This is a genomic window from Enterobacter cloacae complex sp. P2B (genome assembly GCF_014895985.1).
In the GTDB taxonomy this organism is placed as follows: domain Bacteria; phylum Pseudomonadota; class Gammaproteobacteria; order Enterobacterales; family Enterobacteriaceae; genus Enterobacter; species Enterobacter bugandensis.
In genome coordinates this window covers 207818-227609 of the sequence record NZ_JADBQQ010000002.1, presented here as the reverse complement: position 1 = coordinate 227609, position 19792 = coordinate 207818, and the positions used below count along the sequence as shown (strand labels likewise).

The following is a 19792-nucleotide window of genomic DNA, read 5'->3' as shown; positions in this document are numbered from 1 at the left end:
CATTTGACGGTTTAGTAGGCCGGGTAAGGTGTAGCCGCCACCCGACTTTCACTTTCAGGTTATCCTTAAGGCAAATTCAGCCGTCATCTTCCAGGCTTATCCTTTTTATTCATAAGGATGCCTGACATGAAACGTTTCTTTCTCTCCCTATTCTCAAGCCCGGAATCCTTACTGCAGGTGATGAGTCAGCAGGAAATTATTGAAGCCGTGGAAGATGGCGACCGCATCATTATCGACCAGGACGGGAACGCCTCGGTGAACTACAAGAGCAACGAGGTGCGGCAGGACTTTCTGCGTCACGTTAACGCGCTGAAGAGGGCCTGATATGGGAACGGCGATATTTATGGTGCTGATGGTCTGCGGGTACTGGTACACCAGCCGCGACCTGTCGACCCGCTTTAAAATCAAGCGTTCCTTCGGCTGGGACGTCTATTTTCTCGTCGCGCTTTACGGCTGTATTTTCGTTTTGCAGGGCGTAATCGCCACGGGATTGCTCTGGCTGCTGCTGTTCGCCCTTTCCGCCGCCAACAACGCTTTTCACTTTGCCTCACCGAAATACACCGACTGGCAAATCGACTTTATGAACTGGAGTTTTTTAGGCATTCAGGCGCCGGTGGTCGTGATGCTGGCGTTTGCCATTCTGTTTTGCCTCTACCGCTCTAACTGGGCAGGCAGCGCCAGGCTGGACGGCGAGAGTCGGAAAAAGCTCTACAAACGGCTTGCGCAGGCGAGCGGGATTGAACAACTGCTCTATCAGTGTATGGAGCAAGGCGAGCTGGCGCAGGTCACACTCCGGTCGCGGCGGATTTACGTCGGCATGATCCACACCGCGACGCTGGAATATGAAAAAACGGCCAATATCGTGCTGATCCCAATGTTGAGCGGGTACCGGGATGCGAAGACGATGAATCTGCGTATCGAGAATAATTACAGCAAGTGGTATGCGGAGCATGACATCACGCTCGACTCTGAACCCCGCAGCGCCATGTCATTCCGCAAGGTGATTTTGCTTAATCAGATTGAGAGCATCTCGCTGTTCGATCCCGCCAGCGCCAGCGCGCTGTCGCTGGCACAGCGGGACGAGAGCCAGACGTCCCCATAATGTTGAGTACGCTCTGCTGGGAAGCGTGCACGACGAAAGGCGAATGACACATCATTTATGGTGATATTCACGGTTGCGCATTCTGATAAAGATCCCAGCGGTTGCCGTAAATATCTTCAAACACCACCACCGTACCGTACTCTTCCTCACGAGGTTCTTCGCAGAAATGAACGCCTTTTACTTTCATGGCATGGTAATCGCGCCAAAAGTCATCCGTCTGAAGGAACAGGAAAACTCTGCCACCGCTTTGATTACCGATAAAACCTTCCTGCCTCTCGTTAGAGGCACGAGCCAGCAGGATATTGCAGTCGCTTTCCGGGTTGGGTGAGACGACTACCCAGCGTTTCCCCGGTTGGGGCGTATCCTCTACGAGGGTAAAACCCAGCCTGTCAGTGTAGTATTCAATGGCGCGATCGTAGTCATCAACCACGATAGCCACGCATCCCAGGCATCGTTTCTGCGTTCTCATATTTTTCGTTTCCTTTGCATAAATAGCTTACCGATTCGGTGAGTCGATATTCCAGCTACCGTAATACTTGCTCCACGCCGCTTGCGGCAGATTCAGGATTTATTTCTGACCGGTCAACGCCTCTAACCCACTTTTTAACACATTTATTACCGTCTCTGAATCCATGCCCATTTGTGCATGAATAATGGCGCCGTCAATAAGCAGCATGATTTCATTAACGACGCGCTCATCAGCGATCTTCGTCAGCGACGCAATCATATTTTTAGTTTCGATTTTATGATCGCGGCATATCGCTTTTATTTCGCTTTCTATATCCTCGGATTTGGCTTCTGCGCTGGCATTAATAAACGCGCAGCCGTGGAACTCGGGCGAAATAAACCATTCATAAAGGGTTGCAGATATCGCATCAGAAGGTATTTCGCCTTCATCAAGATGTCGACGCAGCGTGGTCTCAAACCAGTTAATCCATATTTCATGTCGATAATGCAGGTAGGCGAGAATAAGTAAACTTTTACTCGGAAAATGGCGATAAAACGTCACCTTGGTCACCTTCGCCTCTTTAATCAGCGTATCCACCCCCGTCGCCCTAAAGCCATTAGAATAAAACAGATCGTGCGCCGTCAGTAATATTTTATCCCTGACGCTGATTATTGCTTCGTTGCCTGCGTGCTCGGTTTTCACTTTTCGGTAGCCTCAAAACGGATGTTGACAGCGTTATTTTTCAGGCATAGATTAGCGCAAGTAGACAGACCTGTCTACATCATCACACAGAGGTAATCGCTATGAACACTCGTCCTCCATTACCGCCCTTCACTCGCGAAAGCGCCATCGAAAAAGTCAGACTGGCCGAAGATGGCTGGAACAGCCGCGACCCGGCAAAAGTCGCGCTGGCCTACACGCTGGACACCCAGTGGCGCAACCGCGCGGAGTTCGCCACCAACCGCGAGGAAGCCCAGGCGTTTCTGGCGCGGAAATGGAAAAAAGAGCTGGATTACCGCCTGATTAAAGAGCTCTGGGCATTTACGGACAACCGGATCGCGGTGCGCTATGCCTATGAATGGCATGATGATTCCGGCAACTGGTTCCGCTCGTACGGAAATGAAAACTGGGAGTTTGAACCGGACGGACTGATGAAGCGCCGTTTTGCCTGCGTTAACGATATGCCGATAAAAGAATCCGAGCGACTGTTCCACTGGCCGTTGGGTAGACGCCCGGACGATCATCCTTCTCTGAGCGATCTGGGGCTATAAAGTATCGGCTCCGCTCTGTGGAACAACGGGTGCAGCAGCCTGCCGAAAACGTGTAAACTACCATGAGTAGATAACAAAACCGAGGAAAGCATGGTTGTTAAGCGCTTAAGAAAAGAGGATCGCCGCGTGCAGCTGCTGGAGGTTGCGCGAGGGATCGTGCGTCAGCAAGGCACGGAGGCGTTGACCCTTGGCTATCTGGCAGAACGGGCCAACGTGACCAAGCCTATCCCCTACGACCACTTTGGCGATCGTGAGGGGCTGCTGATGGCACTGTATCAAGACTATAGCGATCGGCAGCTGGCGAAATTCAGGGAGACGCTGGCGGTGGACAGCAAAACGCTGGAGAAGACGATCCACTTTTTCAGCGCCGCCTATATCGACTGCGCCATTACCGCCGGGCCGGAAACCGGGCCGATTGCGGCGGCGCTGTCCGGCTCCCGCGCATTGCAGACGTTCCGCGAGGCGTGCGTGGCTGAATGTGCCGACTGTCTGCGTACCGCGCTGTCCCCGTTCCTCGTGCTGAAAGGCGTTCAGGGAGAAGCGGCGCTGACGGCCATCATTGGTGCGGCGGAGGCGCTCAGCACCTCGGCGGGCAACGGCGTGCTCGCCCGGAATGTGGCAGAAGATATGCTCTGCGGCGTCATGACCGGGGTGCTTGAGACCTACGCGAATAGCACAAAATGATCGCCGGGGGCGGATTGACACCTAAGTTACCAATAGTAATATAGGTATCACTTCTCCCCCATCTGGAGGTCGCTATGTCTGCAACCCATGCCATTAAAAACGCGCTGATCGTGACGGCACACCCGATCGACAATTCGTTATCCAATACGCTGGCAGCTCGTATTGCCGGGAAATTACGCGAGGAAGGTACGCAGGTTGAGATCGCCGATCTGCATTCTGAAGGGTTTAATCCGGCGATGACCCGCGCCGATCTCGATTTGTATCACGGCGATCCGAGCGCCCTCCCCGACGATATTCTGCGCGAGCAAAAGCGCGTGGAGCGCGCGGATATGCTGGTATTCGTCTTCCCGGTGTACTGGTGGTCGGTTCCCGCGCTGTTGAAAGGCTGGTTCGATCGCGTGTTAACCCTGAACTGGGCGTATAAGGTGGCCGACGACGGCCGGATTGTGGGCAACTTACGTGATGTTCCCGTCCGCCTGATTGCCACCGGCGGTAGCGATCTTACCGGGTTCGACAAACACGGCTATTCGACGGCGATTCAGACGCAGATAATCGAAGGGGTATTTGGCTTCTGCGGGTTGAAGAACGTTAAGCTCGAAATCCTTTACCAGGCAGACACGGCTACGCCTGAGCAGGTTGAGGAATTTCTGCAACGACTGGGCGACATCCAGTAAACCATACGGTGCTGGCGCGCTTTTCTGCGCGCCGGGAACACTACAGGAAAATTACAGGGTAAAACGCCTATCACCCACCTGCGCCTGGGCGTACCATTTCATCAACTCTACAGTACCTGGCGCGTTCTCAGCAGGCGACCACGGGGCGGTATCGTGCTCAGGCACGGGCTGATACGCCCCGTGTTTTACCTCAAAAATGACGCCGCCTTTATCCAGCGACAGCACGGCATGCCAGGTTCCGGCATCCATCTCCAGGACTTTACACTCTTCGCCTAACACCACGCGCCGGGTCACGTTTCCGCTGTCGTCAAAATTCAGCACCAGAAAGCGGCCGCTCAGCGCCGTCAGCAGTTCAAACGTGTGCGGATGGCGATGGGGGCGGACATAGGTACCGGGTTCCATTGCAATGGCCAGGCGCTGCACCGGGTCACTCAGGTCAGGGTGTAAATTACGGTGTGCGCGTAAGCGAGGAGAATGTGCGGCCTGCTCGCTTTGCTGCTGCAGGTCACTAAAAGTAATTTGTTTCATATAAGCCTTTGAGAATGTGGTGATTAACGGCAAGCCGATTGCTGCACGACGTTATACCATCCTGAAAAGCCGATAAGCTAAGGCATTTGTGAAACAAAACGCTGCCGTGAGAGGATCTGCAATGTTGGAGCCCAGAGCGCCACATTGAGTAAAACTCACATTAATGCCAACTATTTATCGTTTTTCAAACATAACCGCACTGAAATACCATCCATTTACCCCTGGTATACCGCTGTCAAAAACAGATAGCGACGTAAAAACAATAAATAATAATGTGCGGATATGGAGCACCTATGACACTCGATGTTTTATTCCATTTATTGAAAACCCTCTCACCAGAAAAAAGCACCGCTGATGAAAAAATACCTGCGCTAATCACCTTACTTTCCTCAGAAAGTCATCGTTCAGAAGCGCTTTCGCCATTTATACATCGACTGCACCTGCTCTCATTTGCCCAGAACGCTCCTGGCAATGCCGAGGAGCTACTCTCAGCACATATGACAAAAGACGTCGGACTCTTCCCCCAGCCTGACTTCGCGGACTGGCCACGGGTGCGTTACGCGGAGTCCGGTGAAGTACAGACGCCGGAATCAGAAGAGTATTTTCGTAAAATGACCTCGGCTGCCAATGTGCTACGTTCTTCGCTGATCGACGAAGAGCGCGCAAAGGGGACGCCAGCGCTTTATATTCTGGATAAATTACTTAACCTGAATAGCGCACTGCCGGAAAGATATAAGAAGATGGCGAATATACCCTACGCGTAAACTTATTAAACAGGATAGTCCGTAAGGAATATCCTGTTTGATTTAAGACAGCCGCTTTTCATTATACTCAAGACAGACGATATCCAGCGAAGGAACGACCGGCGAATTGAGGTTAAGCCAGGCCAGCAACCGTTCAATACTCTGTCCTCTGAGCGAATTTTTCGGCCAGACAAGATAGTATCCGTCCCCTGTTGCTATCGCCTCCCGGAAGGGCAGCGCGAGCAGGCCGCTTTTCAGCGCGTCGAGCGTGAGCCGGAGATCGGCCATCGCCACGCCGTGTCCGTGCATGGCCGCAAGGCTTCCCTGCTCCAGGGTGTCGAACACGATCCCGCCGCTCATGTCGAGGCCGGGGAATAAGCCCGTCCTTTTCAGCCAGCGCTTCCAGTCCCGTCGGTCCGGAGACGGATGAATAAGATCGCATTCTGGAAGCTGATGCCGGGCAGGCTCCAGCAAAGACGGCGTACAAACCGGAATAAGCCATTCGCTGAACAGCAGCCTGCTCTCCGTTGATTCGCCGAAATAGCCGTTACCGAGGAGGATCGCACAATCGTAGGGCTCGCGGCTGAAGTCAACCGTGTCGAAGTCCATCCAGACGCTGGCAATTTCGATTTTCGGCTTCGCATGGTTCTCGCGAAAGGTTTTGAGAACGTTCAGGAGCCATCGCATCGTCAGTGTGCTCGGGGCCTTGAGGCGCAGAAGGTGGTTTTCACTTTTGAATGCGCGACAGGCCCACTCAATATTCGAGAAACTTTCGCTAAGCTGCCCGGCCAGAATACGCCCGGCGTCGCTGACTTCCACTCTCGGTCCCTGCCGTTTAAACAGCTCGCAGTCGAACCACATCTCAAGCGTGCGGACATGCCTGCTGACCGCCCCCGGCGTGATATTCAGGACTTCAGCCGCTTTGCTGAAGGAGTTCAGCCGTGCGGCAACTTCGAACGCGCGCAGCGCATACAGTGGCGGTAAAGACATACATTCCCTTTTTGGAAGGTGTAATCATACAGTTTTTGTATTATCGGCACATGATGACGTCAGCCAACATTTTTTATCGCCGAGTCTTCCTGCTGAGGCATGCCGATGATCCTGGCCTGGGTGGTGATGAAGATAGCTACTTTGAGATAATCTCTGTTCAGACTGACGGAAAAGAGGATGTTTAAAGTGCTGGCTTATACCACGATTGGCACAAATGACTTTCAGCGCGCCGTGAACTTTTATGACGCTATTTTTAACGTGCTGGGCTATACACGTCTGCCCGCCTGGACTGATAGCTGGGCAATGTGGGGAAACGAAAATCATCCGGATGACGAATTTAGCTTCTGCATTTGTCCTCCATTTGACCAGCAACCCGCGACGGCGGGAAACGGGACAATGTTCGCCTTCAGAGCAGATAACGCGGACATTGTCAGACGCTTCCATGCAGCGGGCCTCGGCGCGGGTGGGAAAAATGAAGGCGTGCCCGGTACACGAACCGCCTACGGCCCCGACTTTTATGTTGCCTATCTGCGCGATCCTGACGGGCATAAACTGGCGTGCGTTTGCCAGCATTATTCTTCTGATGCAGATAAGCTATCAGGCGAAGAAGAGTCACTTCAATAATAAAATTTTGCGGTAAGGACCGGTAGACACCCAGTCCTGCGGAGATCACTTCAGCTCCAGCGTGCTTATCACATGGGCAATATCCGCGATGTCGCCAGCTGACAACGGTTGCAGAGGGCGAGGCAGGCAATCCATGTCGGTAAGCCCAAGCACGCCAGACGCAGCGGCAATAACGCGAATACTTCCGCCATGTTTACGGAACAGCGACCACAATGGCTCAAGGCGGGTTGTCAGGGCTGTAACGCGTTGACGATCGTTTGCCGCCGCGGCTTCAGTGATTTGTTTCGCCATCTCAGGGAACAGACCGCCACACACGGAATACCACACTTCACAACCGGCGTTTAATCCCAGTCCCGCATAAGCGTCGCCACTGATACCGATTGTTACGCCAGGATGCAGATGTTGACGTAACGCCTTCACCCGCTCAGTTGCTGCAGCGGGGCTATTCGGGACGCCAGGGATCTTGACCGAGCGGACACCCTCAAGTGATGAGAGACGACCGTGGAGTTCATCCGTAAAGGTAAAATGCGTCGTGCCCGGATTATCATAGATACACACCGGTACAGACACGTGCCGGGTAACGGTCTCAAAGAGTGAGAAGACTTCTTCGTCACGGAGTGGCTGGTAGCTGACCGCCGGGAGTAACAGCGCATTCGCACCAGCGGCCTGTGCATCATCTGCCAGATGCAGAATGGCATCGGTACTGACCGCTCCCACACACACCATCACGGGGATGTTCCCTGCATGCTGTTTGGCCAGCGTTGCTACGCGCTTGCGCTGCTCCCGGGTGAGATAGGCGTAGCTTCCGGTTGACCCCAGGATGCCCATTGAATCAACCCGAGCGTCTGTAAGACGGGAAAGGATATGGCTGAAACCCTTTTCATCCACGCCGCTGGCGGTGACTGGGGTTAATGGAAATGCCGACAAGCCGGTAAACATACATGTTTCTCCTGAAGGATATTACTGCTGTGGTTCTTCGATGAGAGCAACGTCAAACCACAGACCGGGCATCATTTTTTCCAGGCCGTCGGTCAGCATTTTTCCGGCTTCGTGAAGCATCTCCAGCGGCATCTGCGGGAGACTCTCCAGAATGAACCACATTTGCTGCGCTTCCACGCCTAAGCGGGTTCTGATCCCCTGTCGCCAGTTCCAGCGACGGCAGGTCACGCCGATATCATCACACCAGATAACCTCGCCTTGTGAAGGATACTCAACGGTGGTCTCTCCCTCTTTGACCGTATCAAAAGATTCTGTTCCTTTGGCCACAGTCAGACGCGGGGCCCCCTTATAGGCAGAGAGATCCTCTCCACCAACCGGAACGGCATAGCGGAGACTGACGGCATTATAAAGATCAACGACAGGATCGAGCGCTGGCATCGTTCCGTCACGTAAGACGCGCTTGCGTAACGCATCCGCTGAGCAAGGGGTGCGTTTAGGTTTAGCCCCAAATTTTTGAAAAACGTCGGCCCATGCCGCCAGATGAGATTCCGCCCAGGCAGGCTCACCGGCCAGAACCGCCTCACAGGCTTCTCGCAGCGCCGTTTCTCCAGTGCCGGGATTAAGCACTGGCGCAGCTTTTACGCGTATACTGAGCGCCCGAAAACCGGGAGCAATACGATAAATTTCAGGAGAAATTGACGGAGATACTGTTAACACGTGATAATCCTGTAATGACCAATTTATTCCATGATAATGACCAATGACCAAAAAAGTCAATTTAATGACCGATGCAAATTCGATCGCCAGCTCCGTGAATGAAGCCGTATCGCAGCGAATTAAACTGTATCGTAAGCAAAAGAAAATCTCCCTTGATGAACTCTCGCGTCAGGCGGGTGTAAGTAAGGGAGCGTTGGTTGAGATAGAGGGATGCCGGGCGAATCCCAGCATTGCCCTGTTATGTCGCCTGGCTGCCGCGATGGGGGTTTCGGTGGCTGATTTTGTGGATGTCAGTGCCAAACCGACCGTGCATCTCATTGCTGAAGATGAGATCCCAGAATTGTGGCAAGGTGAAACAGGCGGGAGAGCAAGATTACTCGCAGGATCGGGTGGCCCTGATATGACCGAGCTCTGGATGTGGGAAATGCAGCCCGGGGAAAAGTTTGCGTCACCCGGCCACGCGGAAGGAACGCTAGAACTGTTTTATGTTCAGTCGGGCACGCTCACACTCGGCGTACAGGATCACGTGTATCAGGTAAAAACTGGCTGTTCGGCAACTGCCAGAACGGACGTTCCTCATTTCTATGAAAACCGGGAGAAGGACCCATTGGTATTCATCATGACAGTGCATGAGAAAGCGTCCTGAGTTGTAGCCCGGTATGCCAGCAGGGCTTTTCTCATTAAAGCAATTTACAATTTATTCACATAACTGCCTTTGTCTAATTGATTGGCGCAAAGTAAGGGGGTAACATCCACTCTTTCGGATAAAGAAAATGTCTGTTACTGATTCTCTCCTTGCCTTCTCTCTCGCGGCACTACTGCTCACCCTCACTCCGGGCCTGGATACGGCACTCATTCTACGAACGGCATGTGCTGAAGGTGGAAAGAAGGCTTTTCAGGCAGCTCTTGGAATTGATGCTGGCTGTTTTATCTGGGGCGCACTTGTTGCGCTGGGACTGGGAGCGCTGCTGGCGGTGTCAGAGCTCGCTTATACCATGCTGAAAATTTGTGGTGCGACTTACCTTTGCTGGCTGGGTTTACAACTGCTGAGGCGGCCACGTTCATCTTTCAATCACGGCGATGGCGTTAATCCTTCAGCGGGGAACTGGTTTATAAAAGGAATGCTGGGAAATGTACTCAATCCTAAAATGGGTATTTTCTATGTCTCTTTTTTACCTCAATTCATACCTGCCGGACATTCCCCCTTTGTATGGACTTTTATACTTGTCAGCATTCATGTCGCAATAGGGACAATGTGGTCAGTCACGCTCATTTTATCCACGCACTTTGCATCAGCCATACTGAAGAAAAGCAGTGTTATCAGGGGAATGGACAGAGCTACAGGAGGATTGTTTTTGTGCTTTGCAGCTAAACTTGCACTCAGCACAAGATAACCTGATTAACGCTAACACAGCTCAGAACGTCCGCTGTGGTCACATAACTGATGTTATGAACGGTGCCCTGTGAAGCTTTTGAAATCAAGCCGATAATACGAAGGCGGCTGTCCCGTGACACGGCGGAACATCGTGGCGAAAGATGATGCATTGTCGTATCCGAGAGTGAGTGCCACTTCATTCACCGGTTTACCTGTTATCAGCAACGTCAGCGCACTGACGACACAGGCTCGCTGTCGCCATGCAGAAAATGACATGCCGGTTTGCCGTAAGAAAAGTCGACGAAAGGTACTGGCGCTCATAAACAGCGTACTGGCCCAGCGCTCAGCAGGATCATGGATTGAGGGGTTGAGTAAAAACGCCTGACAAAGAGCCAACAGAGCCGGATGTTGTGGCAGCGGAATATCGAATTCGCGAACCGGCATTTCCGCCAGTTCCAGTAACAGCAGATTTACCAGCGCACGGTCGCGTGCGCTGTCATACATCAGCGGCAAATCCACGGCATCAAGCAACAACTGACGTAACAATGGCGATACGCTGATCACCTTACAGTGTCGATACTTAATCGATCCCGTCACGCATGTTGGTTCAATATATAAGCTACGCGTGGTCACACCTACAAACCGGACAGCGTGAGGGGTTTCGGGTGGGATCCATACTGCATGTTGTGGGGGAACAACCCACTCTCCGTTACAGGTTGAGACGTACATGAGACCCGTTGCACCATACAGCAGCTGCGCGCGGCGATGTTGGTGTTGTGGCAGTATAAATCCCTGCGCATAGTCATTGCCTAACGCCACCACTTCACGATCGAGCTTATCGACATCTTCAATTTTTACGTTGCGCACACCGGTCTCCGTCTGAACGATTTACAAAGGTAATTGAGCGCTGCGCAAATGGGAAGCAGGATGCTACCGGTATAAGCTGCTCGCTCATTTTCAGGTCGGGGATATTCTCTTGAACGATATCGCAATTATTGCACTGGCAGGCTTTACTACCGGTATCACCACGGTGCTCTTTGGTTTTGGGGGCGGTTTTGTCGTGGTGCCATTTGTTTATCAACTGATGCTGCGGCAGTCTGAGCTGGCAGGAAACGCCATGCATATCGCGGTTGCTACCTCAACGGCGGTGATGATTTTTAACGCGGGCTGGGTCAGCTACCGAAACTGGCGCGCCGGCAAACTTTCAGCGCAGACATTGTTCCCATTATTATGGTTTATCGCTATCGGGGCTGTCGTGGGTTCCTGTCTGGCGGGAGTCTTCAGCGAGAATATTGTTCGCGCACTGTTCATTCTTTATATGCTGGTAACCATTGGCGATTGTTTGTTGCGCAAAGGTTTTTTTAGCTGCAGTTCCCCGCGTCGCTTGTCACTTTCAGTGGTAACGGGCGGCGGAGTGATCATCGGCATGATAGCCGCATTGCTGGGCGTGGGTGGCAGCGTGATGACAGTGCCATTATTACGGCGACACGGCTATGCGATGGGTGAATGTATTAGCGCTTCTAACCCGCTTTCTCTGCCTGTCGCGCTGTGTGGTGCCGTGACGTATGCGGTCATTGGTTGGCAAAATATTCCGGTGAGCGGATTTCTCGGTTTTATCAGCCTGAAAATTTTAGGCCTGTTGGTACTGACGGGCTGGGCTGGAATAGTTTTTAGCCGTCGGGTTATACCTGCTTTACCTGACATATGGCACGCACGAATCTATGTAATACTGCTGTGCCTGGTGCTACTGGCGATGCTGCTCCAGTAAACCCATCCATCGCGGCGACTACTGGGCTACCTGTACCAACGTCCGCTCCTGGCACAGAGCGGACATAATGAATTTCGGCTATACCCGGCAAATGGATGGCTCTGGCGACAAAAACACTCACCTTCCCAGTGCCGCAACAATTGCCCCCTCCATTTTCTCTGGCGTCGTCATCGGTGCAAAACGCTTGAGCGGCTTTCCGTCGCGTCCGACCAGGAACTTGGTAAAGTTCCACTTGATCCGCCCACCCAGCACGCCAGGCAATTCGCTTTTCAGATAACGAAACATCGGATGTGCTTCAGCGCCATTGACCTCAACTTTCCCGAACATGGGAAAACTGACGCCGTAGTTAATGTAACAGGTCTTTGAGATTTCATCGGCGTCGCCGGGTTCCTGCTTACCGAACTGGTTGCAGGGGAAGCCCAGCACCACTAACCCTTGTTCGGCGTATTTCTTGTATAGCGCTTCGAGACCCGCATACTGGGGCGTAAAGCCGCACTGGCTGGCGGTATTGACGACCAAAACCACCTTCCCCGCATAGTCGGCCATTGAGATAAGACCGCCATCCAGGCGGGTGGCGGTAAGCTGATGAAAGCGTGTCATGCTGAAATCCTCAAAGCAGGCCGAAAAGCCGCTATGACCACCCACGCGGCGGCCTCCGTACAGAAAGTTTACATTCAAACAGGCTAAGTGTGATACATTCCCGCCGCGCCAATGACCACCACACTCGCTATCAGGTATGCAGAACATCACAAAAAAAATTCGCTGGCTTCTGCTTGCTATCCCATTCCTCAGCGGTTGTGGCACGCTCTCGCAAATGTCCTCCCCGGAAGATACCCAGGAACTCCTCACCCATGAATCGCTGGATGGCGACGTTGACAGCGTGGTGCGTCACTACATGGCACAAAAGTCGGTTCCAGGAATGACGGTCGCGGTAATCCATAATCACGGCTCACCTCAGTTTTACACCTGGGGCGTTACCGATGCGGTCAACCGCTACCCGGTCAGGCCCGATACCCTGTTTGCGCTCGGCTCGCTCAGCAAAGGGATCACGGCGGAAGTGGTGGCCTGTCTGGTGAGTGAGGGGCAACTGAACTGGAACGACAGCCTGGCGACATTGCTACCGCCGGGAACGCCGCTAAGTAAGGATGCACAAAAAATCACCCTGCTGGAGCTGGTAACCCACACCTCCGGCCTTCCGCGCCAGAATATGGATGTTCCGATGCTCGGAAAATTCATCCGCTACTTAGGCACGGGTGATAATTTCTACGGTGAACTGGACAGCGATAACGTGCTGCGTTATCTGGCGAACTGGCGCGCGCCGAGAGATAAAACGCCGCAATACTCGAATACCGGCTACGCCCTGATTGGCTATATCCTGAAGCACAAAACCGGCGAAGATATTCAGAGTTTAGCGTCACGCTATATTTTCCGTCCGCTGCACATGGTTAACAGCAGCTTTACGCCCCAGAAGCTCAAAGGATACCCCCAGCGGGCGCTCGGCCACGCGGGCGATCAGCCAAAATTCATCCCGCGCGGGCAGCTGACGCCAGACTGGCATTTTTCCAACAACATGGTGGCGGCAGCAAGCCTGTACAGTAACGCCGAAGATCTGGCGGCCTATGCCCGCTATCACGTCTCTACGACCCACAATCCCTTGCTGGACAGCGTCTTTGACGAAGTCAGAAATACCGATATTCAACGCCCCGACGGGGTGCAGGGCATTGCCTGGACCACCGACTTTATCGGTCTGGAAAAAATCACCTATCAGGTCGGCTATATCGGCGGCTACTCCAGCTTCATCGGCTATGACAAAGAGAAAGGCAATGCGGTAGTGGTGCTGCAAAATATCTTTAACTGGAGCAACTATATTGGCATCGCGCTACTGATGGATATGGCGAAAAAAGACGGCCTTACCGCTACATCGCCGACTTCGGCCTTAAGTTCTCGTCAAACGCCAGCCGTTTCCGGTCAGGCTCAGCCTCGCGCAGCGGCTCAACCTGGTGCATAGTTAGCTTGCAGCGCTCCACCAGCACCTGATACTCCCGCGTGCCCTGCCGCTTCCACGCCATCTCCTGCTCGCTCAGCTCGCGAATCGCTTTCGCCGGGCTGCCAATAATCAAGTGGTTGGCAGGCATCTCCGCTTTCGCCTTCACGAACGCCGCCGCGCCGACGATGCTGTTTTCACCAATCACTGCCCCATCCATCACCACCGCGTTCATACCCACCAGCGCGTTGCGGCGGATGATGCAGCCGTGCAGGATGGCGCTGTGGCCGATATGCCCCTCTTCCTCCACCACCGTGTCCTGCTCCGGGAAACCGTGCATCACGCAGTTATCCTGAATGTTCGCGCCATCTTTCACCACGATACGGCCAAAATCACCGCGCAGGCTGGCATTAGGGCCAACATAAACGCCTTTACCCAGAATTACGTCGCCAATCAGCACCGCCGTTGGGTGAACATAGCTTTCGTCAGGTACCACCGGCGTCAGACCGTCAATTTGATAAACTGGCATCTTCACTCCTTATGCGCTTGTAAGACCACCAAAGCGTTGATAGTAGAGCGTGCCGGGCACGGGCAGTTCACCCACGGAGGTTTCGCCCTTCTCGCTGACAAACGCCAGCGCCCCCGGCGCGACACGCTGATAGATATTAATGCAGAGCTGTCGGGCGCTTTGCCCCGCCCAGTGCGCGGGCAGTAACTCCTCCGGCAACAGTGGGTCTTTCAGCACCACGCGGCGATAAAAGTGAATCAGCAGCAGCTGGATCTGGAAGCAGCGCTCCGGCGTCAGCTCCTCCGGCGCGGCCTCCTTCAGCAGAGGCAGCAGCGGGCGGAACGAGTTGATAAACGACTCGTACATCGCGTTTTGCTCGGTTAACTGCCAGCACTCTTCCACCCGCGAACGCAGCGCGGCGCGGGAGAGCGCCAGCGGCGAGTGGGCTTCGAAGAAGATCACGTTTTCCGCCACGCCGGCATCATGAAGCAGGGACTGCACGTCCGCCAGATGCTGGGACGGCGAGGCCATCAGGCTCGGTGCCAGCGTGCCAAATCCTTGCCAGATGAGCTGTTTTTTCACATCCGCGAGCGTAGTTTTATCCAGCCCTTCGGAAAGCAGCAGCAGCCATTTGCCGTCCCAGGCGGGCAGCTCTGCGCGATAAATCTTATTCTCCGCGCGACGCGTCAGCCGCAGCCCCTTATCGCTCAGGCGGTAAAAGCTGCGTCGCCCGATGCGGGAGACGTCCAGCCAGCCCTCTTTGTTGAGGCGAAACAGCGCGGTGCGCACGAAGCGCTCGCCAAATCCCATGCCTTCCAGTAAGGCGGCCAGGCTGCCGAGCCAAATCTCGCCGCCGCGGTGGGAAAGCGCGTCACCGTATAACGAGGAGATAAGCGACGTTCCGCTGACGGGAACCGAGCTGACCGCGTGCTGGATAAAGGCATCGAGTTTATTCATGTGATTCATTCTGTTGTTATTTTTGTCCTGGATGAATCATAGCATAAGTCCCTCACCCTGGCCCTCTCCCCAAAGGGGAGATGGCCAGGTGTTTTAACCGTTCGCCGCCGCTTTACGCAGATCAAACACCCGGCAGGCTTTCCCCTCCGAGCGCGGGATGCTGCCGCAGTTCACAATCATCACGTCGGTGGAAATCCCGACCATCGACTTTATTCGGTGGCGCAGCTGGTGGCACACCTGGCAACGCTGCTCGTGGGTCAGCGTTAAGCTGCTCTCTTTCAGCTCCACCTTCACGGAAAGTGAATCAAGATGCCCACGACGGTTCACCTCCAGCTGATAGTGCGGAGAAAGGTGTTCGAACTTCACGATCTCCTCTTCCAGCTGCGACGGGAAAACGTTGACGCCGCGGATGATCAGCATATCGTCGCTGCGTCCGCCGATCCGGTCCATACGGCGCATGCTGCGCGCGGTTGCCGGTAGCAGGCGCGTCAGGTCGCGGGTGCGGTAGCGGATCACCGGCAGCGCCTCTTTGGTCAGCGTGGTGAACAGCAGTTCGCCCTGCTGGCCGTCATCCAGCGGCGTGCCGTCGTTCGGGTTGACGATCTCCGGGTAGAAATGATCTTCCCAGATGGTTGGGCCGTCGGCGGTTTCGATACACTCCATCGCCACGCCCGGCCCCATCACCTCGGAGAGGCCATAAATATCCAGCGCCGTAATGCCTAAGCGTTTTTCGATTTCGCGACGCATGGCCTGCGTCCACGGCTCCGCGCCGAAAACGCCAACGCGCAGTGAGCAGGCGCTGGCGTCGCCGCCCATCTGGCGCTCCAGCTCCTCAATCAGGTTGAGGCAGTAGGACGGCGTCACCATGATCATGTCCGGCTGGAAATCACGGATCAGCTGCGCCTGTTTCTCTGTCTGGCCGCCGGACATCGGGATCACCGTCGCCCCCAAACGCTCGGCGCCGTAGTGTGCGCCCAGCCCGCCGGTAAACAGGCCATAGCCATAGGCCACGTGAATTTTGTCCTTCGCGCTGCCGCCCGCCGCGCGTAGGGAGCGCGCCACCAGGTTGGCCCAGTTGTCGATGTCGCCCTGCGTGTAGCCGACAACCGTCGGTTTGCCGGTGGTGCCGGATGACGCGTGAATGCGCACCACCTGCTCCATCGGCACGGCAAAGGTATCAAACGGGTAGTTATCCCGCAGGTCCTGCTTGGTGGTGCACGGGAATTTGCGAATATCCGCCAGCTCGTTGAAATCGTCAGGGTGAACGCCCGCAGCGTCAAACTTGCGTTTGTACATCGGCACGTTGTTATAGGCGTGGTGCAGCGTCCATTTCAGACGCGCGGTCTGCAGCGCCTGCAGTTCGTCAAGGGAGGCCGTTTCAATCGGATCAAGCTTTGTTGTATTTGTCATTGTAGGGTACTCACATTGTTTTTATGCTCAAACACGCTCAAGGATCATGGCAATGCCCTGACCCACACCGATGCACATCGTACACAGCGCGTAGCGCCCGCCGCGTCGGTGCAGTTCATTACTCGCGGCCAGCGCCAGTCTGGCGCCGCTCATCCCCAGCGGGTGACCAATCGCTATCGCGCCACCGTTCGGGTTGACGTGCGCGGCATCATCCGGCAATCCCAACTGACGCAGCACGCCCAGCGCCTGCGCGGCGAAAGCTTCGTTGAGCTCGATCACGTCCATCTCGTTAATGCTGAGTCCGGCGCGCTCCAGCACCTTGCGCGTGGCCGGTACCGGGCCGAGTCCCATCAGACGTGGCTCCACGCCTGCCGTCGCCATCGCCACGATCCGCGTGCGCGGGACCAGCCCCTGCGCCAGCGCCATCTGCTCGCTGGCGACGATCAGCGCCGCTGCGCCATCGTTGACGCCGGAGGCATTTCCCGCCGTGACCACCCCATTCCTGCGGAACGGCGTTTTTAGCCCGGCAAGCTGCTCAAGCGTGGTGTCCGCGCGGGGATGTTCATCCTCACTGAACTCGTTGACCGCCCCTTTTTTCCCCGGTACCTGCACCGACACAATCTCCTGCGCCAGAATGCCGTTCTGCTGCGCCTGCGCGGTACGCTGCTGGCTGCGCAGCGCGAACGCGTCCTGATCGGCACGGCTGATATTTAACAATTCCGCTACATTCTCTGCCGTTTCCGGCATGCTGTCAGTTCCGAATTGCTGATGCATGAGCGGATTCACAAATCGCCAGCCGATGGTGGTATCAAAGATCTCCGCCTGTCGCTGGAACGCGGCGGTGGCTTTGCCCATCACAAACGGCGCGCGGGACATGGACTCCACGCCGCCCGCAATCAGCAGGTCGCCGTCGCCCGCCTTAATGGCGCGTGCGGCAAAACCAATCGCGTCCAGCCCCGACCCGCACAGGCGGTTAATGGTGGTTCCGGACACCGTCTGCGGCAGCCCGGCCAGCAGCGACGACATACGCGCCACGTTGCGGTTATCTTCACCCGCCTGGTTCGCGCAGCCGAAGATCACGTCGTCAATCCGCTCCAGATCGAGCTGCGGATAGCGGGCCAGCAGCGCGCGCAGCGGCACGGCGCCGAGATCGTCAGTCCGAACGGCGGAAAGCGCCCCGCCGTAGCGCCCAACCGGGGTTCGAACGCCATCACAAATAAATGCGTCACGCATCAGGCCTCTCCTGTCACATTGCCGCCGATGCGGTGAGATTTTCCGCGAAAAAGGGCGACGGTTTTCTGTTGCTGGTTCTGAATTTCAATGTCGTACACGCCGGTCAGCCTGCCCTGATGCTTCACCCGCGCAGTGGCGGTGAGCGTGTCCCCGGCAAAGCCCGGACGCAGAAAATCAATTGAGCAGCCGGAGGCCACCGCCGCCAGCCCCTGACTGTTGCAGGCGTAGGCAAAGGCGGTGTCTGCCAGCGAAAACAGCTGTCCGCCGTGGCAGGTTTGGTGGCCGTTTAGCATCTGCGGGGTGATGGTCATGGACACCACCGCGTAGCCGTCGTCCATATCGACAATGTCCATCCCCATCGCCTGCGCGCAGGCGTCCCGTTCATACATGGCGCGGGCGTTGTGCCAGGCGTTATGACTCATAGCTACTCTCCAGAAGCGCGCGCTGGCGCAGCAGGGAACAGGGGCGATAGCGTTCTTCGCCGTAATGACGCTGCAGGTTCTCCAGCAGCGTCAGCAGGCGCTGCCAGCCCAGACGCTCACCCCAGGCGATCGGCCCGCTCGGGTAGTTGACGCCCAGGCGCATGGCGGTATCGATGTCCTTCTCGCTGGCGACCCCTTTTTGCAGAGCATCCAGCGCTTCGTTGGCAATCATCGCCACCGTGCGCCAGACCAGCAGGCCGGGATAATCGGCAATCTGCACCACCCGAAGCCCCTGCTGCTGCAGGTAGCGGATGGCCTTTTGCGTCGCCGTATGCGGGTTGCTGGCGGCTGCGGCGATGACCGCGACGTCGCGCTCGATGCGGTCTACTACAACCACCGGTCCGTTGAGCCGCAGCGCCAGCGCCTGCGCGGTTTCGCCCTGCGTTTCAATCAAGTACACATCATCAATTTCTGTGACACTGTCACGCTTTCTTTCCACGCGCATCGGGCTGTAGCTGTCGTTCACGGTATCAGCCCAGCGCACCCCGGGCCTGTCGCCCTGCCAGTCATAAACGCCCTTCCCGCTTTTTTTGCCCAGCCTGCCAGCCAGCACCAGCTCCTGCTGGACCAGCGAGGGCAGAAAACGACGCTCCTGCCAGAAGGCGTTAAATACCGAGCAGGTCACCGCGAAGTTCACGTCCTGACCAATCATGTCGGTCAGCTCCAGCGGGCCCATCGGGAAGCCACCGCCTTCGCGCAGGGCGGCGTCAATCACCTCCGGCGCGGCCACCTGCTCTTCCAGCGCGCGCCAGGCCTCGGAATAGAACGGACGCGCGACGCGGTTGACGATGAACCCCGGCGTTGACTGGCAGCGCACGGGCTGCTTGCCCCAGTTCAGCGCCAGCTCGCACAGCGCGTCGGCCACTTCCGGGGAGGTTGCCAGCCCGCTCACCACCTCCACCAGCTTCATGACCGGCGCCGGGTTGAAGAAATGCAGCCCGGCGACGCGCTCCGGATGGTGGATGTCCGCCGCAATCGCCGTGACGGAGATCGAAGAGGTATTGCTTGTCAGCACCGTCTGCGGCGGGCAGATTTCCGCCAGCTGCGAAAACAGCGCCTTTTTAACCTCCAGCCGTTCCGAGGCCGCTTCAATCACCAGTTCGGCCGCGGAGAGCGCGTCGATATCCGTGACGGGAAGCAGCCGGGCGAGGATCTGGCTCCCGGCATCGGCGGAGAGTTTTCCGCGCGTCACCCGGGAGGCCAGACGCTGGCGGATCCCCTCGATAGCGCGGGATATCGCATCGCTGGAAATATCGTAGAGCAGCACCTGATGCCCGTGGCTGGCCGCCACTTCTGCAATCCCCGCGCCCATCGTGCCGCTGCCAATCACGGCGACAGTCCGTATGTTGAGCATC

General features: G+C 55.7%; 25 protein-coding genes. 11 read left to right on the top strand and 14 right to left on the bottom strand.

The genetic code is table 11. The features are described 5' to 3' along the window. Window positions 1-126 precede the first annotated feature (126 nt). Entirely contained in the window at window positions 127-324 is a 198-nt protein-coding gene (locus IM313_RS01785; RefSeq protein WP_008502331.1) for a hypothetical protein, read from the top strand. Between the two features lies 1 nt (window position 325). Continuing rightward, entirely contained in the window at window positions 326-1102 is a 777-nt protein-coding gene (locus IM313_RS01780; protein WP_028013055.1) for a hypothetical protein, read from the top strand. 67 nt (window positions 1103-1169) lie between these two features. Here the strand turns inward: IM313_RS01780 and IM313_RS01775 are convergent, their stop codons facing one another. Both IM313_RS01775 and IM313_RS01770 read right to left on the bottom strand, forming a co-directional pair. Continuing rightward, complete coding sequence (locus IM313_RS01775; protein WP_192971030.1) at window positions 1170-1571, bottom strand: VOC family protein; 402 nt, start codon at window positions 1569-1571, stop codon at window positions 1170-1172. Between the two features lie 99 nt (window positions 1572-1670). Further along, a complete protein-coding gene (locus IM313_RS01770; RefSeq protein WP_192971029.1) occupies window positions 1671-2252 on the bottom strand; it encodes a TetR/AcrR family transcriptional regulator in 582 nt (193 codons plus the stop codon). A gap of 101 nt (window positions 2253-2353) precedes the next feature. Between IM313_RS01770 and IM313_RS01765 the strand changes: the two genes are divergently transcribed. From IM313_RS01765 to IM313_RS01755, 3 genes are all read left to right on the top strand, one after another. Next, a complete protein-coding gene (locus IM313_RS01765; RefSeq protein WP_063942514.1) occupies window positions 2354-2821 on the top strand; it encodes a nuclear transport factor 2 family protein in 468 nt (155 codons plus the stop codon). A 90-nt stretch (window positions 2822-2911) separates the two neighbouring features. Then, window positions 2912-3505 carry a TetR/AcrR family transcriptional regulator gene (locus tag IM313_RS01760; RefSeq protein WP_192971028.1) on the top strand — a complete coding sequence of 198 codons (594 nt, stop codon included), beginning with the start codon at window positions 2912-2914 and terminating at the stop codon, window positions 3503-3505. A gap of 74 nt (window positions 3506-3579) precedes the next feature. Continuing rightward, window positions 3580-4179 carry an NAD(P)H-dependent oxidoreductase gene (locus IM313_RS01755; protein WP_048998456.1) on the top strand — a complete coding sequence of 200 codons (600 nt, stop codon included), beginning with the start codon at window positions 3580-3582 and terminating at the stop codon, window positions 4177-4179. Between the two features lie 51 nt (window positions 4180-4230). Here the strand turns inward: IM313_RS01755 and IM313_RS01750 are convergent, their stop codons facing one another. Beyond that, a complete protein-coding gene (locus IM313_RS01750; protein ID WP_028013049.1) occupies window positions 4231-4707 on the bottom strand; it encodes a WbuC family cupin fold metalloprotein in 477 nt (158 codons plus the stop codon). A 293-nt stretch (window positions 4708-5000) separates the two neighbouring features. On the opposite strand from IM313_RS01750, the gene IM313_RS01745 reads away from it, so the two are divergent. Continuing rightward, a complete protein-coding gene (locus IM313_RS01745; RefSeq protein WP_048998454.1) occupies window positions 5001-5471 on the top strand; it encodes a hypothetical protein in 471 nt (156 codons plus the stop codon). A 42-nt stretch (window positions 5472-5513) separates the two neighbouring features. On the opposite strand, the gene IM313_RS01740 is transcribed toward IM313_RS01745, so the two are convergent. Next, on the bottom strand, window positions 5514-6440 hold the full coding sequence (locus IM313_RS01740) for a LysR substrate-binding domain-containing protein (protein WP_192971027.1): 927 nt from the start codon (window positions 6438-6440) through the stop codon (window positions 5514-5516). A 186-nt stretch (window positions 6441-6626) separates the two neighbouring features. Between IM313_RS01740 and IM313_RS01735 the strand changes: the two genes are divergently transcribed. Continuing rightward, on the top strand, window positions 6627-7064 hold the full coding sequence (locus IM313_RS01735) for a VOC family protein (RefSeq protein WP_192971191.1): 438 nt from the start codon (window positions 6627-6629) through the stop codon (window positions 7062-7064). A 45-nt stretch (window positions 7065-7109) separates the two neighbouring features. Here IM313_RS01735 and IM313_RS01730 read toward each other — a convergent pair whose 3' ends face one another. Together IM313_RS01730 and IM313_RS01725 are read right to left on the bottom strand one after the other, a co-directional pair. Beyond that, a complete protein-coding gene (locus IM313_RS01730; RefSeq protein ID WP_048998451.1) occupies window positions 7110-8003 on the bottom strand; it encodes a dihydrodipicolinate synthase family protein in 894 nt (297 codons plus the stop codon). A gap of 21 nt (window positions 8004-8024) precedes the next feature. Then, the gene (locus tag IM313_RS01725; protein ID WP_192971026.1) at window positions 8025-8720 is read right to left on the bottom strand and encodes a B3/4 domain-containing protein; all 696 of its coding nucleotides are present in this window, start codon (window positions 8718-8720) and stop codon (window positions 8025-8027) included. A 43-nt stretch (window positions 8721-8763) separates the two neighbouring features. On the opposite strand from IM313_RS01725, the gene IM313_RS01720 reads away from it, so the two are divergent. After that, window positions 8764-9366, top strand: a complete 603-nt coding sequence (locus tag IM313_RS01720) for a helix-turn-helix domain-containing protein (RefSeq protein WP_048998449.1) — start codon at window positions 8764-8766, stop codon at window positions 9364-9366. 127 nt (window positions 9367-9493) lie between these two features. After that, window positions 9494-10114 carry a LysE family translocator gene (locus IM313_RS01715; protein WP_192971025.1) on the top strand — a complete coding sequence of 207 codons (621 nt, stop codon included), beginning with the start codon at window positions 9494-9496 and terminating at the stop codon, window positions 10112-10114. Window positions 10115-10167: 53 nt separating this feature from the next. On the opposite strand, the gene IM313_RS01710 is transcribed toward IM313_RS01715, so the two are convergent. Then, window positions 10168-10962 (bottom strand): helix-turn-helix domain-containing protein, encoded by a 795-nt coding sequence (locus IM313_RS01710; protein ID WP_028013041.1) that lies wholly within the window; start codon window positions 10960-10962, stop codon window positions 10168-10170. A gap of 109 nt (window positions 10963-11071) precedes the next feature. Here IM313_RS01710 and IM313_RS01705 point away from each other — a divergent pair, with 109 nt between their 5' ends. Then, window positions 11072-11863 carry a sulfite exporter TauE/SafE family protein gene (locus tag IM313_RS01705; RefSeq protein ID WP_032674705.1) on the top strand — a complete coding sequence of 264 codons (792 nt, stop codon included), beginning with the start codon at window positions 11072-11074 and terminating at the stop codon, window positions 11861-11863. 117 nt (window positions 11864-11980) lie between these two features. Here IM313_RS01705 and IM313_RS01700 read toward each other — a convergent pair whose 3' ends face one another. Beyond that, window positions 11981-12463, bottom strand: coding sequence for a glutathione peroxidase (locus IM313_RS01700; RefSeq protein WP_192971024.1), 483 nt, complete (start codon window positions 12461-12463; stop codon window positions 11981-11983). 136 nt (window positions 12464-12599) lie between these two features. On the opposite strand from IM313_RS01700, the gene IM313_RS01695 reads away from it, so the two are divergent. Continuing rightward, window positions 12600-13871: a serine hydrolase gene (locus IM313_RS01695; RefSeq protein ID WP_192971023.1), complete on the top strand. Its 1272-nt coding sequence runs from the start codon at window positions 12600-12602 to the stop codon at window positions 13869-13871. Here IM313_RS01695 and paaY read toward each other — a convergent pair. The 6 genes from paaY to paaH all read right to left on the bottom strand — a co-directional run bounded on the left by paaY (window position 13780) and on the right by paaH (window position 19791). Next, complete coding sequence (gene paaY / locus IM313_RS01690) at window positions 13780-14376, bottom strand: phenylacetic acid degradation protein PaaY (RefSeq protein WP_028013037.1); 597 nt, start codon at window positions 14374-14376, stop codon at window positions 13780-13782. The genes IM313_RS01695 and paaY overlap by 92 nt on opposite strands. Before the next feature lie 9 nt (window positions 14377-14385). Continuing rightward, on the bottom strand, window positions 14386-15321 hold the full coding sequence (paaX, locus tag IM313_RS01685; RefSeq protein ID WP_021241337.1) for a phenylacetic acid degradation operon negative regulatory protein PaaX: 936 nt from the start codon (window positions 15319-15321) through the stop codon (window positions 14386-14388). An 84-nt stretch (window positions 15322-15405) separates the two neighbouring features. Then, window positions 15406-16722 carry a phenylacetate--CoA ligase PaaK gene (gene paaK, locus IM313_RS01680; RefSeq protein ID WP_192971022.1) on the bottom strand — a complete coding sequence of 439 codons (1317 nt, stop codon included), beginning with the start codon at window positions 16720-16722 and terminating at the stop codon, window positions 15406-15408. A 27-nt stretch (window positions 16723-16749) separates the two neighbouring features. Then, a complete protein-coding gene (pcaF, locus tag IM313_RS01675) occupies window positions 16750-17955 on the bottom strand; it encodes a 3-oxoadipyl-CoA thiolase (RefSeq protein ID WP_047368479.1) in 1206 nt (401 codons plus the stop codon). Next, on the bottom strand, window positions 17955-18377 hold the full coding sequence (gene paaI, locus IM313_RS01670; RefSeq protein ID WP_028013034.1) for a hydroxyphenylacetyl-CoA thioesterase PaaI: 423 nt from the start codon (window positions 18375-18377) through the stop codon (window positions 17955-17957). The genes pcaF and paaI overlap by 1 nt, the downstream gene beginning before the upstream one ends. Beyond that, window positions 18367-19791: a 3-hydroxyacyl-CoA dehydrogenase PaaH gene (gene paaH / locus IM313_RS01665; RefSeq protein ID WP_192971021.1), complete on the bottom strand. Its 1425-nt coding sequence runs from the start codon at window positions 19789-19791 to the stop codon at window positions 18367-18369. Before paaH ends, paaI begins: the two co-directional genes overlap by 11 nt. Window position 19792: the final 1 nt, after the last annotated feature.

Coding starts and splice junctions, on each gene's coding strand:
- IM313_RS01785 (WP_008502331.1), top strand. CDS start 127: ATGAAACGTTTCTTTCTCTCCCTATTCTCAAGCCCGGAATCCTTACTG.
- IM313_RS01780 (WP_028013055.1), top strand. CDS start 326: ATGGGAACGGCGATATTTATGGTGCTGATGGTCTGCGGGTACTGGTAC.
- IM313_RS01775 (WP_192971030.1), bottom strand. CDS start 1,571: ATGAGAACGCAGAAACGATGCCTGGGATGCGTGGCTATCGTGGTTGAT.
- IM313_RS01765 (WP_063942514.1), top strand. CDS start 2,354: ATGAACACTCGTCCTCCATTACCGCCCTTCACTCGCGAAAGCGCCATC.
- IM313_RS01760 (WP_192971028.1), top strand. CDS start 2,912: ATGGTTGTTAAGCGCTTAAGAAAAGAGGATCGCCGCGTGCAGCTGCTG.
- IM313_RS01755 (WP_048998456.1), top strand. CDS start 3,580: ATGTCTGCAACCCATGCCATTAAAAACGCGCTGATCGTGACGGCACAC.
- IM313_RS01750 (WP_028013049.1), bottom strand. CDS start 4,707: ATGAAACAAATTACTTTTAGTGACCTGCAGCAGCAAAGCGAGCAGGCC.
- IM313_RS01745 (WP_048998454.1), top strand. CDS start 5,001: ATGACACTCGATGTTTTATTCCATTTATTGAAAACCCTCTCACCAGAA.
- IM313_RS01740 (WP_192971027.1), bottom strand. CDS start 6,440: ATGTCTTTACCGCCACTGTATGCGCTGCGCGCGTTCGAAGTTGCCGCA.
- IM313_RS01730 (WP_048998451.1), bottom strand. CDS start 8,003: ATGTTTACCGGCTTGTCGGCATTTCCATTAACCCCAGTCACCGCCAGC.
- IM313_RS01720 (WP_048998449.1), top strand. CDS start 8,764: ATGACCAAAAAAGTCAATTTAATGACCGATGCAAATTCGATCGCCAGC.
- IM313_RS01715 (WP_192971025.1), top strand. CDS start 9,494: ATGTCTGTTACTGATTCTCTCCTTGCCTTCTCTCTCGCGGCACTACTG.
- IM313_RS01700 (WP_192971024.1), bottom strand. CDS start 12,463: ATGACACGCTTTCATCAGCTTACCGCCACCCGCCTGGATGGCGGTCTT.
- IM313_RS01695 (WP_192971023.1), top strand. CDS start 12,600: ATGCAGAACATCACAAAAAAAATTCGCTGGCTTCTGCTTGCTATCCCA.
- paaY (WP_028013037.1), bottom strand. CDS start 14,376: ATGCCAGTTTATCAAATTGACGGTCTGACGCCGGTGGTACCTGACGAA.
- paaX (WP_021241337.1), bottom strand. CDS start 15,321: ATGAATCACATGAATAAACTCGATGCCTTTATCCAGCACGCGGTCAGC.
- paaK (WP_192971022.1), bottom strand. CDS start 16,722: ATGACAAATACAACAAAGCTTGATCCGATTGAAACGGCCTCCCTTGAC.
- pcaF (WP_047368479.1), bottom strand. CDS start 17,955: ATGCGTGACGCATTTATTTGTGATGGCGTTCGAACCCCGGTTGGGCGC.
- paaI (WP_028013034.1), bottom strand. CDS start 18,377: ATGAGTCATAACGCCTGGCACAACGCCCGCGCCATGTATGAACGGGAC.
- paaH (WP_192971021.1), bottom strand. CDS start 19,791: ATGCTCAACATACGGACTGTCGCCGTGATTGGCAGCGGCACGATGGGC.